The 15,370-nt window shown below is 66.7% G+C and carries 12 protein-coding genes; 11 read left to right on the forward strand and 1 reads right to left on the reverse strand.

Going from position 1 to position 15,370, the window contains the following annotated elements; genetic code table 11:
* The first annotated feature begins 66 nt into the window (after positions 1–66).
* The 8 genes from CRO39_RS08850 to CRO39_RS08885 all read left to right on the forward strand — a co-directional run bounded on the left by CRO39_RS08850 (position 67) and on the right by CRO39_RS08885 (position 10,887).
* Positions 67–2,001 carry a bifunctional 5-dehydro-2-deoxygluconokinase/5-dehydro-2-deoxyphosphogluconate aldolase gene (locus CRO39_RS08850; protein ID WP_097121528.1) on the forward strand — a complete coding sequence of 645 codons (1,935 nt, stop codon included), beginning with the start codon at positions 67–69 and terminating at the stop codon, positions 1,999–2,001.
* Positions 2,002–3,846: a 3D-(3,5/4)-trihydroxycyclohexane-1,2-dione acylhydrolase (decyclizing) gene (gene iolD / locus CRO39_RS08855; protein WP_097121529.1), complete on the forward strand. Its 1,845-nt coding sequence runs from the start codon at positions 2,002–2,004 to the stop codon at positions 3,844–3,846. It begins immediately after the preceding gene.
* Positions 3,843–4,736 (forward strand): myo-inosose-2 dehydratase, encoded by an 894-nt coding sequence (iolE, locus tag CRO39_RS08860; protein ID WP_097121530.1) that lies wholly within the window; start codon positions 3,843–3,845, stop codon positions 4,734–4,736. Before iolD ends, iolE begins: the two co-directional genes overlap by 4 nt.
* The gene (gene iolB, locus CRO39_RS08865) at positions 4,736–5,545 is read left to right on the forward strand and encodes a 5-deoxy-glucuronate isomerase (RefSeq protein ID WP_097121531.1); all 810 of its coding nucleotides are present in this window, start codon (positions 4,736–4,738) and stop codon (positions 5,543–5,545) included. The genes iolE and iolB overlap by 1 nt, the downstream gene beginning before the upstream one ends.
* Positions 5,546–5,566: 21 nt before the next feature.
* Positions 5,567–7,066, forward strand: a complete 1,500-nt coding sequence (locus CRO39_RS08870) for a CoA-acylating methylmalonate-semialdehyde dehydrogenase (protein ID WP_097121532.1) — start codon at positions 5,567–5,569, stop codon at positions 7,064–7,066.
* 104 nt (positions 7,067–7,170) lie between these two features.
* A complete protein-coding gene (locus CRO39_RS08875) occupies positions 7,171–8,517 on the forward strand; it encodes an MFS transporter (RefSeq protein WP_217991842.1) in 1,347 nt (448 codons plus the stop codon).
* A gap of 97 nt (positions 8,518–8,614) precedes the next feature.
* The gene (locus CRO39_RS08880) at positions 8,615–9,427 is read left to right on the forward strand and encodes an inositol monophosphatase family protein (RefSeq protein ID WP_162125936.1); all 813 of its coding nucleotides are present in this window, start codon (positions 8,615–8,617) and stop codon (positions 9,425–9,427) included.
* Positions 9,424–10,887 (forward strand): alkaline phosphatase D family protein, encoded by a 1,464-nt coding sequence (locus tag CRO39_RS08885; protein ID WP_097121533.1) that lies wholly within the window; start codon positions 9,424–9,426, stop codon positions 10,885–10,887. The genes CRO39_RS08880 and CRO39_RS08885 overlap by 4 nt, the downstream gene beginning before the upstream one ends.
* Here CRO39_RS08885 and CRO39_RS08890 read toward each other — a convergent pair.
* Positions 10,853–12,913, reverse strand: a complete 2,061-nt coding sequence (locus CRO39_RS08890; RefSeq protein WP_097121534.1) for a TonB-dependent receptor plug domain-containing protein — start codon at positions 12,911–12,913, stop codon at positions 10,853–10,855. The two genes, CRO39_RS08885 and CRO39_RS08890, sit on opposite strands and share 35 nt — an antisense overlap.
* Positions 12,914–13,023: 110 nt before the next feature.
* Between CRO39_RS08890 and CRO39_RS08895 the strand changes: the two genes are divergently transcribed.
* The 3 genes from CRO39_RS08895 to CRO39_RS08905 are packed head-to-tail and all read left to right on the forward strand — an operon-like array spanning position 13,024 to position 15,370.
* Positions 13,024–13,350: a PepSY domain-containing protein gene (locus tag CRO39_RS08895; RefSeq protein ID WP_162125935.1), complete on the forward strand. Its 327-nt coding sequence runs from the start codon at positions 13,024–13,026 to the stop codon at positions 13,348–13,350.
* Positions 13,350–14,012 carry a response regulator transcription factor gene (locus tag CRO39_RS08900; RefSeq protein ID WP_097121536.1) on the forward strand — a complete coding sequence of 221 codons (663 nt, stop codon included), beginning with the start codon at positions 13,350–13,352 and terminating at the stop codon, positions 14,010–14,012. Before CRO39_RS08895 ends, CRO39_RS08900 begins: the two co-directional genes overlap by 1 nt.
* Positions 14,009–15,370 (forward strand): sensor histidine kinase, encoded by a 1,362-nt coding sequence (locus CRO39_RS08905; protein ID WP_097121537.1) that lies wholly within the window; start codon positions 14,009–14,011, stop codon positions 15,368–15,370. The genes CRO39_RS08900 and CRO39_RS08905 overlap by 4 nt, the downstream gene beginning before the upstream one ends.

A 15,370-nucleotide genomic window follows, 5' to 3' on the forward strand; every position in this document is an offset into this window, starting at 1 on the left:
AATATAGAATATATGTTACATCAATAGAGGACGATAGGCGTCCGCGAAAGGTGAAGGACGGCCTGAATGGCGGCAACGGCATACCCACTCGATCTGATCACCATCGGCCGCTCCTGCATCGACCTGTACGGCGAGCAGATCGGCGGTCGGCTGGAGGACATGGCCTCCTTCGCCAAGTACATCGGCGGCAGTCCGACCAACACCGCAGTCGGCGGCGCCAGGCTGGGCCTGCGCACCGGCCTGCTGACCCGGGTGGGGGCGGATCATTTCGGCCGCTTCATCCGTGAGCAGTTGAACCGCGAAGGCGTGTCGACGATCGGCGTCAAGGAGGACCCGGAGCGGCTGACCGCGCTGGTGTTCCTGGGCATCCGCGATCCCGACACCTTTCCGCTGATCTTCTATCGCGAGAACTGCGCGGACATGGCGCTGGAGGCGACCGACGTCGATCCGGCCTTCATCCGTTCGGCCGCAGCCGTGCTGATCAACGGCACCCATCTTTCGCAGGACAATGTGTTCGATGCGTCCGTCGGCGCCTGCCGCATCGCGCGCGCGGCGGGGGCGCGGGTGATCTTCGACATCGACTACCGGCCGGTGCTGTGGGGATTGACCGGCAAGGATGCGGGCGAGAACCGTTTTGTCGCCCACGACGGCGTGACCGCGCGGTTGCAGCAAGTGCTGCCGCTGTGCGATCTGATCGTCGGCACTGAAGAGGAAGTGCATATCCTCGGCGGCAGCACCGACACCATTGCCGCGCTGCGCGTCATCCGCGAAAGGACGACGGCACTGCTGGTCTGCAAGCGCGGTGCGCAGGGATGTTCGGCGTTTCCAGGGGCAATCCCCGACAGTCTCGATGAGGGCGTGGTCGGGCAGGGTTTCAGCGTCGAGGTCTTCAATGTACTGGGAGCGGGCGATGCGTTCATGGCCGGTTTCCTGCGTGGCTGGCTGCGTGACGAGCCGCTGGAAACGGCCTGCGGATACGCCAACGCCTGCGGCGCCATTGTGGTATCGCGGCACGGTTGCTCGCCGGCCATGCCGACCTGGGAGGAACTGCAGGAGTTTCTGGACGGCAGCGCGCGGCCGTTCCGCCTGCGCGACGATGCCGGCCTGGAGCACCTGCACTGGGCTAGCACGCGCGATGGCCAGTGGGACGAGCTGACCGTGCTGGCGATGGACCACCGCAGCCAGTTCGAAGCGCTGTGCCAACAGGTCGGCGCCGACCCCGCGCGCATTCCGGCATTCAAGGCGCTGGCGCTGAAGGCGGTGGACCGGCTGGCGCAGGGCGATTCCCGTTTTGGCGTGCTGCTGGACGGCCGCTTCGGCATGCGCGGGTTGGAGGCGGCGGCGGATCATCCCTATTGGATCGGGCGGCCGATCGAACTGCCGGGCTCCTGTCCGCTGGCATTCGAGAGCGCCGCCGACGTGGCCACCGAGTTGGCGACCTGGCCGGCCAATCATGTGGTCAAGTGTCTGGTCTTCTACCATCCGGACGATGCGCAGGACCTGCGCGAGCGCCAGGAACGCCAACTGCTTCGATTGCAGGATGCCGCCCGCAAGACCCGCCACGAACTGCTGGTTGAAATCATCGCATCGCGCAACGGGGCCGTGACCGATACCACCGTGGCCCGGGCCATCCAGCGCCTGTACGACCTGGGCATGAAACCGGACTGGTGGAAGCTGGAACCCAGCGACAGCGCGGCTGCATGGGCCAACATCGAACGCAGCATTACCGACAACGATCCGCATTGCCGGGGCGTGGTGCTGCTGGGATTGTCGGCACCGGAGGACGAGCTGATCGCTTCGTTCCAGGTCGTGGCCGCGAATCCCATCGTCAAGGGATTCGCAGTGGGGCGTACCATCTTTGCCGATGCCGCCGAGCAATGGCTGGCCGGGCGCATCGATGACGAGGCCGCCATTGCCGACCTGTCGAGCCGCTTCGCGGTGCTGGTGCAAGCGTGGCGGGCCGCCAAGGCCGGCACGGCCGCAACCAGCGAGGCGCTCTGAATGGCAACGATTCGACTGACCGCCGCCCAGGCCATGGTGCGCTGGCTATGCCGGCAGCACGTGCTTGTGGATGAGCGGGAAGTGCCGTATTTCGCCGGCGTATGGGCGATCTTCGGCCATGGCAACGTGGCCGGGCTGGGCGAGGCGCTGCATGCCGCGCGCGAAGTATTGCCGACCTGGCGCGCGCACAACGAGCAGGGCATGGCGCATGCCGCCATCGCCTACGCCAAGCAGATGCGCCGGCAGCGCGCCATGGTCTGCACCACATCGATAGGCCCGGGCGCGACCAACATGGTCACCGCCGCGGCGTTGGCGCACGTCAACCGCTTGCCGGTGCTGCTGGTGCCCGGCGACATCTACGCCAGCCACCGCCCGGACCCGGTGCTGCAGCAGATCGAGGATTTTGGCGACGCCACCGTTTCGGCCAACGACTGCTTCCGTCCGGTGTCGCGCTATTTCGACCGCATTGCCCGTCCGGAACAGCTTATCGATGCGTTGCCGAAGGCATTGGCGACGATGCTGGACCCCGCCAGCTGCGGACCGGCGACGCTGGCGTTCTGCCAGGACGTGCAGGCGGAAGCCTTCGACTACCCGGAAACTTTTTTCGCACACAGGGTGTGGCATCAACGTCGCCAGCCCGCCGATGCGCAGGAACTGGCCGCGCTGGCGGAGGCGATCAAGGCATCGCGGCGTCCGCTGATCGTCGCCGGCGGCGGCGTGCGCTACAGCCTGGCTGAAGCGGCGCTCGGCGCGCTGGCCGAAGCCACCGGCATCCCGGTTGCTGAAACCCAGGCCGGCAAGGGCTCGCTATCGTGGCAGCACCCGCGTGCGCTGGGTTCCATCGGCGTCACCGGCTCGGCCGCCGCCAACGCGGCCGCGCAGGAAGCCGACCTCATCATCGGCATCGGCACGCGGCTGCAGGATTTCACCACCGGCTCGCGCAGCCTGTTCCCCGACCGCAAGCTGTTCCAGGTCAACGTGCAGGCCTTCGACGCGCACAAGCATGGCGCGCAGCCGGTACTGGGCGATGCGCGCGCGGTAATCGAAACGCTGCATGCGCAACTGCAGGACTGGCGCGTGCCCGACGACGGCATGCTGCGCCACCGCACCGTCATCGCCGATTGGAACAGGGTGGTCGATGCGGCGACCGCGGGCGAAGCGGGCCAGGCCTTGCCCAGCGATGCGCAAGTCATCGGCGCGGTACAGCGGGGTGTTTCCGAAGACGCCGTGGTGGTCTGCGCGGCGGGCGGGCTGCCCGGTGAGTTGCACAAGCTATGGCGCACGTCCCGGCCGGGCGGTTACCACGTCGAGTACGGCTACTCGTGCATGGGCTACGAAATCGCCGGCGGCCTGGGCGTGAAGATGGCCGAACCGCAGCGCGAGGTCGTGGTGATGGTCGGCGACGGCAGCTACCTGATGATGAATTCCGAACTGGCCACCTCGGTGATGCTGGACCGCAAGCTGATCGTGGTGCTGTTGGACAACCGCGGCTTCGGCTGCATCGACCGCCTGCAGCGGGCCACCGGCGGCGCGGGCTTCAACAACCTGTTGGCCGACGCGCGCCATGAAGTGCTGCCCGATATCGATTTCGCTGCGCATGCGCGCAGCCTGGGTGCGCTGTCCGAGCATGTCGCCACCTTGGGCCAGCTGGCCGACGCGCTGGGCCGTGCGCGCGCTGCCGATCGCAGCTATGTGGTGGTCATCGATACCGATCCATCCAGAACCACCGAAGCCGGCGGCTGGTGGTGGGACGTTGCCGTACCCGAAGTTTCCGACCGCACCGAAGTCAACGCCGCACGCCGCGCCTACGAGGCCGGCGTGCGCATGAAACGAGACCTGTCATGACCACTATCAGATTCGGCGTCAGCCCGATCGCCTGGGCCAACGACGACATGCCCGAACTGGGCGGGGACACCCCGCTGGACAGCATCCTGCGCGATATCCAGGTGCTGGGATTCGAAGGCGTCGAACTGGGCGGCAAGTTCCCGCGCGATGCGGCCACGCTCAAGCCGCTGCTGGAAGGCTATGGCCTTGACCTGATCGGCGGCTGGTACAGCGGATCGCTGCTGTCGCAGGACGCCGATGCCGAAATCGCCGCGTTGCAGCCGCACCTGGCCTTGCTGAAAGCGATGGGCAGCCAGGTATTCGTGTTCGCCGAAACCAGCAATGCCGTGCATGGCGACCGCGCCGTTGCGCTGACCGCCACGCCGCGCCTGTCCGCCAGCGACTGGGTGCTATTCGGCGCGCGCATGACCGCCGTGGCCGACTACATCCAGTCGCAGGGTCTGAAATTCGCCTACCACCACCATCTGGGCACGGTGGTGGAACGTGCCCATGATCTGCAGGCATTCATCGACAACACCGGCGCTTCGGTAGGACTGACGCTGGACACTGGACATGCGGCGCTCGGCGGCATCGATCCGCTGGACGTCATCGGCCATCATCCTGCGCGGGTGGCGCACGTGCACTGCAAGGACGTGCGCTGGCAAACCTTCGCCAGCGCCAGGGATGGCGGATCCAGTTTCCTCGACGGCGTGCTGGCCGGCATGTTCACCGTGCCCGGCGACGGCGGCCTGGACTATGCCCGGATCATGCGCGCATTGAAGGCGATCGATTACTCGGGCTGGATCGTGATCGAGGCCGAGCAGGATCCCAAGCTGGCCGACCCACGGACCTATGCCGCGCTCGGGCTGAAGACGCTGAAAGACGAAGCGGCGAAGGCGGGATTGCAGTAATGCCGCAGCTACGCGTTCGCCCGCATGCGCCGGACCATACCGGTACCGTACTGGAAGTGACGCCGGCCAGCGCGGGCTGGCGGCACGTCGGTTTCAAGGTGCTGCGCCTGCAACCCGGCGAAAGCCACGCGGACACGCTCGCAGGCCGCGAAGCCTGCCTGGTGCTGGTTGCCGGCACCGCGGACATCAAGGTGGGCGAGGATACGTTCGCCGGTCTGGGCGGGCGCGCCACGCCGTTCGAAGATCGGGCGCCGGGCGCGGTCTATGTGCCGGCCGGAGTCGCTTTCGAAGTCACCGCCAGGACCGCGCTTGAGCTGGCCGTGTGCAGCGCGCCTGGCACGGGCGCGGGACACGCACGCGCGATCGACGCCGCGCGGATGTCGCGCGAAGTGCGCGGCAGCGATACCAATACCCGCTACGTGCGCAACATCCTGCCGGAGACCGAACCGGCCGAAGGCCTGTTGGTGGTGGAAGTCATCACGCCCGGCGGCCACTGGTCCAGCTATCCGCCGCACAAGCACGACACCGCCACGGCCGGGCAGGAAACGCTGCTGGAGGAAACCTACTACCACCGCATCCAGCCGCCGCAGGGCTTCGCCATCCAACGCGTCTATACCGACGACCGCTCGCTGGACGAAACCATCGCGGTGGAGGATGGCGACGTGGTGATGGTGCCGTGCGGCTACCACCCGGTCGGCGCGCCGCACGGCTACGACCTGTACTACCTCAACGTGATGGCCGGGCCCGAGCGGCGCTGGATCTTCCGCAACGATCCGGCCCACGACTGGATCGTGCGCCAGCAGCGCTGACCCATCTTCAGGAAACTATCCATGCGCACTATCGAACATTTCATCGGCGGCCAAGCGGTGGCCGGGACTTCCGGCCGTCACGGCGAGGTTTTCGACCCCAACATCGGCCAGGTGCAGGCGCGCGTTGCGCTGGCCTGCTGCGAAGAACTCGAACGCGCCGTCGCCAATGCGGCCGAAGCGCAGCAAGCCTGGGCGCAGACCAATCCGCAGCGCCGTGCGCGGGTCATGTTCGAGTTCAAGCGCCTGCTGGAAGCGCATATGGACGAACTGGCCCGGTTGCTGTCCAGCGAGCACGGCAAGGTCATCGCCGATTCCAGGGGCGACATCCAGCGCGGCCTGGAAGTCATCGAATTTTCCTGCGGCATTCCGCACCTGCTCAAGGGCGAATACACCCAGGGCGCCGGTCCCGGCATCGACGTGTATTCGGCGCGCCAGCCGCTGGGCGTGGTCGCCGGCGTCACTCCGTTCAATTTCCCGGCGATGATTCCGATGTGGATGTTCGGCCCTGCGATCGCCTGCGGCAATGCGTTCATCCTCAAGCCTTCCGAACGCGATCCATCGGTGCCGGTGCGGCTGGCCGAACTGATGATCGAAGCCGGCCTGCCGCCGGGCGTGCTCAACGTCGTGCATGGCGACAAGGACATCGTCGAAGCCATCCTGAGGCATCCGGGTATCAAGGCGGTCAGTTTCGTCGGGTCCTCGGACATCGCGCAGTCGGTGTATGCGCTGGGCGCGCAGCACGGCAAGCGCGTGCAGGCGATGGGTGGGGCGAAGAACCACGGCATCGTGCTGCCCGATGCGGATCTGGACCAGACCGTCGCCGATCTGATCGGCGCCGCCTACGGCTCGGCGGGCGAACGCTGCATGGCGTTGCCGGTGGTCGTCCCGGTCGGCGAGGAAATCGCCGATGCGTTGCGGGAAAAGCTGGTCGCGGCGGTGAAAGGCCTGCGCATAGGCGTTTCCACCGATGCGCAGGCGCACTACGGACCGGTGGTCACCGCGGCGCACCGTTCGAAGATCGAGTCCTACCTGCAGATGGGCGTCGACGAGGGCGCCGAACTGGTCGTCGACGGGCGTGGATTTTCGCTGCCCGGGCACGAAGGCGGCTTCTTCCTCGGTCCCAGCCTGTTCGACCGCGTCACTGCGGATATGAAGACCTATCGCGAGGAGATCTTCGGTCCGGTGCTGCAGATCGTGCGTGCGGCCACCTTCGAGGAAGCGCTGGCGCTTGCGTCCAGGCACCAGTACGGCAACGGCGTGGCCATCTTCACCCGCAACGGCGACGCCGCGCGCGAATTCGCCGACCGCGTCGAGGTCGGCATGGTCGGCATCAACGTGCCGATCCCGGTGCCGGTGGCCTACCACAGCTTCGGCGGCTGGAAGCGTTCGGGCTTCGGCGACCTCAACCAGTATGGGCAGGACGGCGTCCGCTTCTTCACTCGCACCAAGACCGTCACCCAGCGCTGGCCGAAAGGCGGGGCGGTCACCGATCAGAGCTTCGTCATTCCGACCATGCGGTAAATAGAATATTTCTTCCATTTTCTATGGAAATGAAATAGGCTGTCCGGGCAGGCAGGCCAGCGGCAAATGGGTCGGCCGGATCCAAGCATTCCTGGGAGGGAATCGTGACGGGTGGAATCCTGAAGTTCTTCGCAACGGGCACCAATGTTCCGCCGCTGGGCGATCGCGCGCAGATCGACATCCTGTTCAAGAAATACCGTTTGCGGGTGATGCTGGCCATCACCCTGGGTTACGGGTTGATCTACACCTGCCGGCTGGCGCTGGGGGTGGTCAAGAAGCCGTTGATCGACTCGGGCGTGTATTCGCCCAGCGATCTTGGCCTGATCGGTTCGGCGCTGTTTTACACCTACGCCATCGGCAAGCTGACCAACGGCTTCCTGGCCGATCACGCCAACATGAAGCGCTTTCTGGCCTTCGCGTTTCTGGCCACGGCGTTGTGCAACCTGGCGATGGGCTTCACCACCGCGTTGTGGGCGGCGGTGCTGTTATGGGGCTTGAACGGCTGGTTCCAGAGTTTCGGCGCGCCGGGGGGCGTGGTGGCGATGACCGCGTGGTTCTCCAACAAGGAGCGCGGCCGTGCCTATGGCATCTGGAGCACCGCGCATTCGATAGGCGAGGGCCTGACGTTCCTGGTGGTGGGGGCGGCGGTGGCGGCATGGGGCTGGCGGATTGGGTTCTGGGGGCCGGGGCTGATCGGCATGGTTACCGCAGCCGGCGTGTGGATGTTGCTGCAGGATCGTCCGCAGACCCTGGGTCTGCCCAATGTCAACGACTGGAAACACGACCGCTATCAGGAAGCGGAGAAGCCGCATCTGAAATCGGTGCTGGCGTTGCAGCTTTCCATCCTGAAGATTCCGGCGATCTGGGTGCTGTGCCTGGCCAGCGCCAGCACCTATGTCACCCGCTACGCCATCAACTCCTGGGGCATCCTGTACCTGCAGGAAGAACGCGGATTCAGCCTGCCGATGGCCGGCACGCTGCTGATGACCAGCACGCTGGCCGGCATCGTCGGAGCGGTGGCGTTCGGTTTCATTTCCGACAAGCTGTTCGATGCGCGCCGCCCGCCGGCCAACCTGCTGTTCGGGATACTCGAGCTGATCGGCCTGCTGCTGATCTTCTTCGGGCCCACCAGCATGCCGGCGCTGATCGCGGGCATGCTGCTGTTCGGCATGGGGCTGACCGGCCTGGTCACCTCGTTGGGCGGACTGTTCGCGGTCGACATCGCGCCCAACCGGGTGGCCGGCGCAGCGATGGGCGTGATAGGCATCTTCAGCTACATCGGCGCGGGCATCCAGGAGCAAATCTCCGGCGCGTTGATCCAGAAGGGCATGATCGTGGCCGGCGATGTCCGCACGTATGATTTCGGGCCGGCGATCTGGTTCTGGATCGGTTCGTCGGTGCTTTCCATCCTGCTTGCCACCAGTCTGTGGCGCACGCGTCGCCGGGATTGACGGTGGGGATGGCGACATCCGTGTCCTCGCTCCTTTCTGCCGTGCGGGCAACCGGGCCCGGCGCGGCCCATCCACGTGGCGTCAACAGGCCCTAGACATGCTCGTACCTTCATCCGATCTGCAGGCGATGATCGAGGCCGCGCAAGCGGCCGGCGCCGGCCTGCAGCGACACTTCGGCCAGCTGGCCGAACTGGCCATCCGCTCCAAGAGCGGTCCTGCCGACCTAGTTTCCATTGCCGACGAAGAAGCCGAGCGAACCTGTCGCGCGCTGTTGGCCAAGGCGCAGCCGGCCTATGGCTTCCTGGGCGAAGAAGGCGGCGCGTTCGGCGGCAGCGACGATGCGCAGACCTGGATCGTCGATCCGCTCGACGGCACCACCAACTTCCTGTTCGCCTGCCCGCTGTGGGGCGTCAACATCGCGTTGGCGCGCGAAGGGGAGGTCGTCGCCGGCGTCACCTACCTGCCGGCCGTCGACGAAATGTACGTGGCCGAACAAGGCAAGGGCGCCTGGCTCAACGGGCAGCGCATCCGGGTATCGCAGCGCGGTGCGTTGATCGACGCAGTACTGGCCTGCGGCATTCCCTTCGCCGGCAAGCCGGATCACCCGCTGTTCGCGCGCGAGATGGCGCTGCTCAGCGCGCAGGTGGCCGGCATCCGCCGCACCGGCGCCTGCGCGGTCGACATGGCGTGGGTGGCGGCCGGACGCTGGGATGCGTACTGGGAACGTGCGCTCAACGTCTGGGACATGGCGCCGGGGGTGATCCTGGTGAAGGAGGCCGGCGGCGTGGCGACCTCGGCCACCGGCAGCGTGCTCGATCTGCACGGCCAAAACGTCTGCGTGTCGAACGGCGCGGTGCACGCCGCGCTGATCGAAACACTAAATGCCGCATTGGAGAATCCCGCCGCATGAAGACGCCCCGCCGCACCTTCCTGAAAAGCACCGGCCTGGCCGCGCTGTTCTCATTCGTTCCGCGTAGCTGGGCCGGTGTGCTGGGCTATCCGCGCGCGCTGCAAGGGCCGATGATCGGCGCACCGGGTCCGCATCATTTCACCGTATGGGTCCGCGCCAGCGGCGCGTTCGAGGTGACGCTGGAATATTCCACAGACCGCGAGTTCAAGACGGTGCTGCAGGGAGCCCGCGCGACCGCGAAGACGGAAAGCGACTGCTGTGTGGTGCTGCGTGCCGAGGGCCTGCAGCCGGATACGACCTACTGGTACCGGCTGAAATACGCGGGCGAAACCGACCGACACCAGTTCCTGCCGCAGCGGACACGGACCGCACCGGCCGGCGCGGCCGATTTCCGCGTTGCCTTCGGCTCCTGCTGCCGCATCCAGTTCGACCCGGATCAGCGCATCTGGAACGCGGTGCGCGGACTGGAGCCGGACATGTTCTTCTGGCTGGGCGACAACATCTACGCCGACAGCGATCAGCGTGCCGCGCTGGTGGACCTGTACGGCCGCGGCCGCACGGTCGAGCGGCTGGAGCCGCTGTTGCGTTCCACGCCGCAACTGGCGACCTGGGACGACCACGATTTCGGCTACAACGATTCCGACGGCCACAGCCCATACAAGGCCGAATCGCTGCAGGTGTTCAAGAATTTCTGGGCCAATCCCGGCTATGGCGAAGCCGGCAATCCTGGCGTCTATTTCAAGCAGCACTACGGTGGCGTGGACTTTTTCGTGCTCGATGGCCGTTACCACCGCGACCGCACCGACAAGACCGACGACGCCGGCAAGACCATGCTTGGCGCTGTGCAGAAGGCCTGGCTGAAGCGCGAGCTGAAGGCCAGCCGCACGCCGTTCAAGGTGTTGGCCATCGGTGGCGGCTGGTCGACGGCGGAGAACGAGAAGGGCGGCGATTCCTGGGGCGTCTACCTGACCGAACGCGATGAGATCTTCGATTTCATTCGCGACAACGGCATCGGCGGCGTGGTCTGCATCTCCGGCGATTCGCACATGGGCGAACTCAACTGCATCCCGCGCTCGCAACAGGGCGGCTACGACATCTACGATTTCTGCTCTTCGCCGCTGGCGCAGATGCCGGCCAACAAGAACACCCGGCAGGCGCCGGAAGTGCGCGTGCGCGACACCTGGACACGCAGCGTCAATGTCGGCCTGATGCGCTTCGACATGACCGGCGACAAGCCAACGCTGACCTATACACTGCACGATGTGCTGGGCGAGTCGGTGTGGGAACCGCTGGTGCTGACTCCGGAGGATCTACGCAATGGTGTCAGTACCTGGGAGAGCAAGAGCGATCCGGTGGAACTGCAGCGGCTGGAACGGTTCAAGCGCGGCGGCGGCTACTACGGCCAAGACGTGCCCGAAGGCTGGCCTAGCCGCCCGTACTACGACGGAAGCTCAGACTGAAATAGCCGGGACTGTTGCGATCGCGCCGCTCGACTTCCTCTATCGGGGAACTCGAACGCGGGCCGTCGTACTTCTGGCGGATCTCGCGGAAATCGCGCCCGCCGATATCGGTCGCTTCCGCACGCACACGCCAGCGCTGGCCGATGCGGCGCTCGATGAAGACTGTCCAGCCGCTGTCTTCCGACTCGCGCGAGATCTCGTCGAAGCGGTACTTGCTTTCGCGCTCGGCAATGTGATCGAAGCCGATGCCCCAGTGCATACGCAATGCCGGCAAATCCTGGGTCAGCGACACGCTGGCCTCCACCGGCTTCTCCTTCGAAATGGAACGCCGCTGCCCGGTCGTCGGATCGGTCACGCGGCTCCTGCGCCACAGCATCGACGAGCGCAGATGCGCGCCGTTGAATCCGAACCGATCCAGCGGAGCGGACAGATCGAACGCCAGCGTGTCGCGCTGCCCGTCGCCGATATTGCCGGGCGCATCGAAAACCTCGCCGTCGGCCGCGGTCACCAGCACCCGATCGACCGCGTCGGAAATGGCGTCGTGGGTCCAGCGCAGGGTGATGGCCGCGTCGGTCGGGAAGCGATGCTCCCACGCCGCCGCCAGGCGCCAGCTCTTGTCCGGCGCAAGTTCCGCGTTGCCGGCGGTCACCACGCCGCTGTCCAGCGAGGCGGAGGCGACGAAATCCTCGAAATCCAGTTGCCCCACTTCGCGCGACAGCGACAGCCGCAACTGGTTGCGGGCGTCGGCTTCCCAGCGCAGCGCAACGCGCGGCTTGGGGTAGGTGAAGCGGCGCTTCAGCGGACTGTCGCCGGTTTGCGAGATGGCCGAATCCTCGACCCGCAAGCCGGCCTCGGCCATCCACCGCTCGGCAAAACGCCAGCTCGCGCCGGCCGCCGCTTCGAAGCGTCTTTCCTCGATGCGTACGTCCGAACCGGGAAGGAACACTGGCATGCCGTCCTCCTCGAGCCGGGTATCGCTTTCCAGGAAATTGAATGCGCCTTCCAGCGAGGCGCTGAGCGACCAGGTTTCCGACCATTCGTGGGTCAGGTCGATGCGGCCGATGCTTTCGCCGGTGTCGGTGCGCTGGGCGAAGTTCTCCGAATCGCCGCCTTCGCGCGATCGCTCTTCCGCATCCAGCCACCCCAGGCGCTGGCTGGCCACCGCTTCCAGCGTAGTGCGCTTGCCGATCTGACGCACGTAACGGGCACCGACCTCCGCCTCGAGCAGGTCTTCGCCCTCGTCGATGATTTCGTCTGGATCCCCGGAATCGGCGGCACCGATTCGGGTATCGGTCCTTGCGCGCTCGCTGCGTACCGCACCGGTCAGGGTCAGTCGCCCGCCGGCCACGGGCTGCCGCCAGCTCGCGCTGATTTCGCCTTCGTCCTTGAGCGCACGCGTGTCGGTCCGACGCTTGTCGATGAGTGCGCCGTCCGGCAAGAACGTGCATATGCGCCCGCGGCCGCTGTCATCGTCCAGCGCGGGCGCGAATGCCAGCGCGAGATCCAGCGCACGGCCTTCCCAGCGCCGGCCGTACTCCAACTGCGCGGAAGGGGCGATCCAGCCATCGGGGGAAGCGACGAAGCCGGCTTCAAGCGCCGCTTCGGTGACGGCATCGCGGCGCCGGATCACGTTGGCCAGGACCGGGTGCCCCGCCATGTCGATGCCGCTGGCGCCGCTGCGTATCAGTTCGATGCGTTCGACCGAAGCTGCCGGTATGCGCTTGAGCAACTGGCCGGTGTCTTCGCGTTTGCTCGCCGGATGCGCGCCATCGATAAGCACATTGCCCTGAGCGGCCGAGTAGCCGCGAACGTCGGCAACGGCTTCGATGATGGCAAAACCCGGCAGGCGCAGGACCATGTCGTAGGCGTTCGCGGGCGCTACACCCGCAAAGAACTCCTTGCCGTATGCGCTGATGGCCGGTTCGCCAACGGAGCCGGGCGCCTGCGCCCGGACCGGCATTGCCAGCGCAGCGCAGGCCAGCGCCACCAGGCTGATTCGCAACGTTCCCACCGCGTTCTGCATCATGCGTTGCCCGATTCCCCAGGTAGAGGCGCACAGGCTAGACTGCGTCGGCTGACGCTATGGCCGCCGTTGTTGTCAGCAGAATGTCAGGAGCGTTGCCGCATGCTCGCCCCATGAAAACCATCTCCCGTCTCAGCACCATCGCTGCGTCCATTGCCCTCGGCACGGCGACTGCCCTGTTGCCTGCCGCCAGCGTTCTGGCAGGCAAGGACGATCACCTGGAAGCGCGCGAGCTGCTGAAGCGCGGCGAGATCCTTCCGCTTGCCCACATTCTGGACGTGGTGCAGGCGCGGGTCCCCGGCGATGTGATCGAAGTCGAGCTCGATCGCGATGACGATGGCTGGGAATACAAGGTCAAGGTGCTCACCCCCACCGGGCTGGTGCGCAAGATCACGTTGAATGCACGCAACGGCGCGGTCATCAAGATCAAGGACGACTGATGCGTTGTCTCGTCGTCGAGGACGATCCGGATATCCGCGCCGATCTGCAGCGCGCGCTGTGCGCAGCGGGATTCTCGGTCGACGCGGTGGCCGATGGCGACAGCGCCTGGTACCAGGGCGATGTCGAGGACTATGACGCGGCGATCCTGGACCTTGGCTTGCCCCGGCTGGACGGGCTGTCGGTGCTGCGCCGCTGGCGTTCGGCGGGCCGCTCGTTCCCGGTGATCGTGCTGTCCGCGCGCAGCGACTGGACCGAGAAGGTGGAAGGCATCGAGGCCGGTGCCGACGATTATCTTTCCAAGCCTTTTCAGATGGGCGAACTGGTGGCGCGGGTACGCGGCCTGATGCGGCGCGGCGCGGGCCGGTTGTCCAGCATTGTGGCGATCGGCGGGTTGCGCCTGGACACCACGCGGATGAGCGCCACGTTCGACGGCGCGCCGGCCAGGCTGTCGCCACTGGAATTCCGCCTGCTGGACTATCTGGCCCACCAGCCCGGGCGTGCGGTGTCCGCCAACGAATTGGCCGAGCATCTGTACGGTGCTGCCGAGAACGGCGACGCCAACGCCATCGAGGCCATCGTCGCGCGGCTGCGGCGCAAGTTCGGCGCCGGCATCATCGCCACCCGGCGGGGGTTCGGCTACCTGCTGGAATCGGGGGGATGATCGCCCGTTCGCTGCGTTGGCGCCTGCTGCTGGGGGCGATGGCGGCCATCCTGGCCGCGTTGGCGGCGGCATGGTTCTTCATGACGTTGCTGTTCGAACGCCATCTGGAGCGGCGGCTGCAGGCCGAAATGACGCGCGATGCGCTCGGCTTGGTGGCCGCGCTCTCGCTTGCCGCTGACGGCCGGCCGCTGCTGGACGCCGAGCCGGGCGATCCGCGCCTGCAGCAGCCGGCCGGCGGCTACTATTGGCAAGTGACCGCACCGGTGGCGGCGCTGCAATCGCGTTCGTTGTGGGACGCGGCGCTGCCGGTGCCGGCCGATGTTCCGGCCGGCAGCTGGCGCATGCGCAATGCCACAGGGCCGTTCCGGCAACCGGTTTCGATACTCGAGCGCAGTCTACTGGTGGAAGCCGATCATGCGCCGGTGATGGTGCAATTGGCGCAGGACACCCGGCCGCTGGCCACGGCGCGCGCCGAATTCGGCCGCGAACTGGCGGTGTTCCTGGCGGTGCTGTGGGTGGTGCTGTCGCTTGCGGCGTGGTTGCAGGTATCGCTGGGGCTGCGACCGCTGCGCAAGATTCGCGGCGACCTGGCCAGGCTGCAGCAGAGCGCCAGCACCCGCCTTCCCACGGCCAGCCTGCGCGAGATCCAGCCATTGTCCGACGCCATCAATGCCTTGGCCGATGCGCGCGAACGCGATCTGGAAATCGCCCGCCGGCGCGCCGCGGATCTCGCCCACGGATTGAAGACGCCGTTGGCGGCGATGGCGGCGCAAAGCCGTCGTGCGCGCGAATCCGGCGCGGAGCCGGCCGCCGATGGCATCGACCGCGCCATCGCCGCCATTGGCGCGACCATCGATGCGGAATTGGCGCGCGCACGCATCGCTGCGGCCGGCCATGCCGGTGGCGCGTCGGCCCGCGTGCGCCCGGTAGTGGAACAACTAGTGCTGGTGCTTGAGCACACCGAGAAGGGCGGCGGCATCGCGTTCACGGTGGATGTCCCGGCCAACCTCGAACTGGCTGTGCCGCCGGAAACCTTGTCGGAGCTACTCGGCGCGCTGTTGGAGAACGCGGTGAAGTACGCGCGCCGGCAGGTCCGCGTCGCTGGCGCGGCCGGGCCCGGATGGACACGCCTGTGCGTGGAGGACGACGGCCCCGGCATCGCCAGCGACCATGCGCGCCGTGCGCTGATGCGTGGTGGCCGCCTTGACGAGGCAGGCGAGGGCACCGGACTGGGCTTGGCCATTGCCCGCGAATTGGCCGACGCCACCCGCGGCAGCCTGACGCTGGGCGAAGCCAGCCTGGGCGGGTTGCAAGTCGGCCTTGCCTGGTCCGGAACGCCGGATTGCCGCCGCGACTGA

Source organism: Pseudoxanthomonas wuyuanensis, from assembly GCF_900215535.1.
Classification (GTDB): domain Bacteria; phylum Pseudomonadota; class Gammaproteobacteria; order Xanthomonadales; family Xanthomonadaceae; genus Pseudoxanthomonas_A; species Pseudoxanthomonas_A wuyuanensis.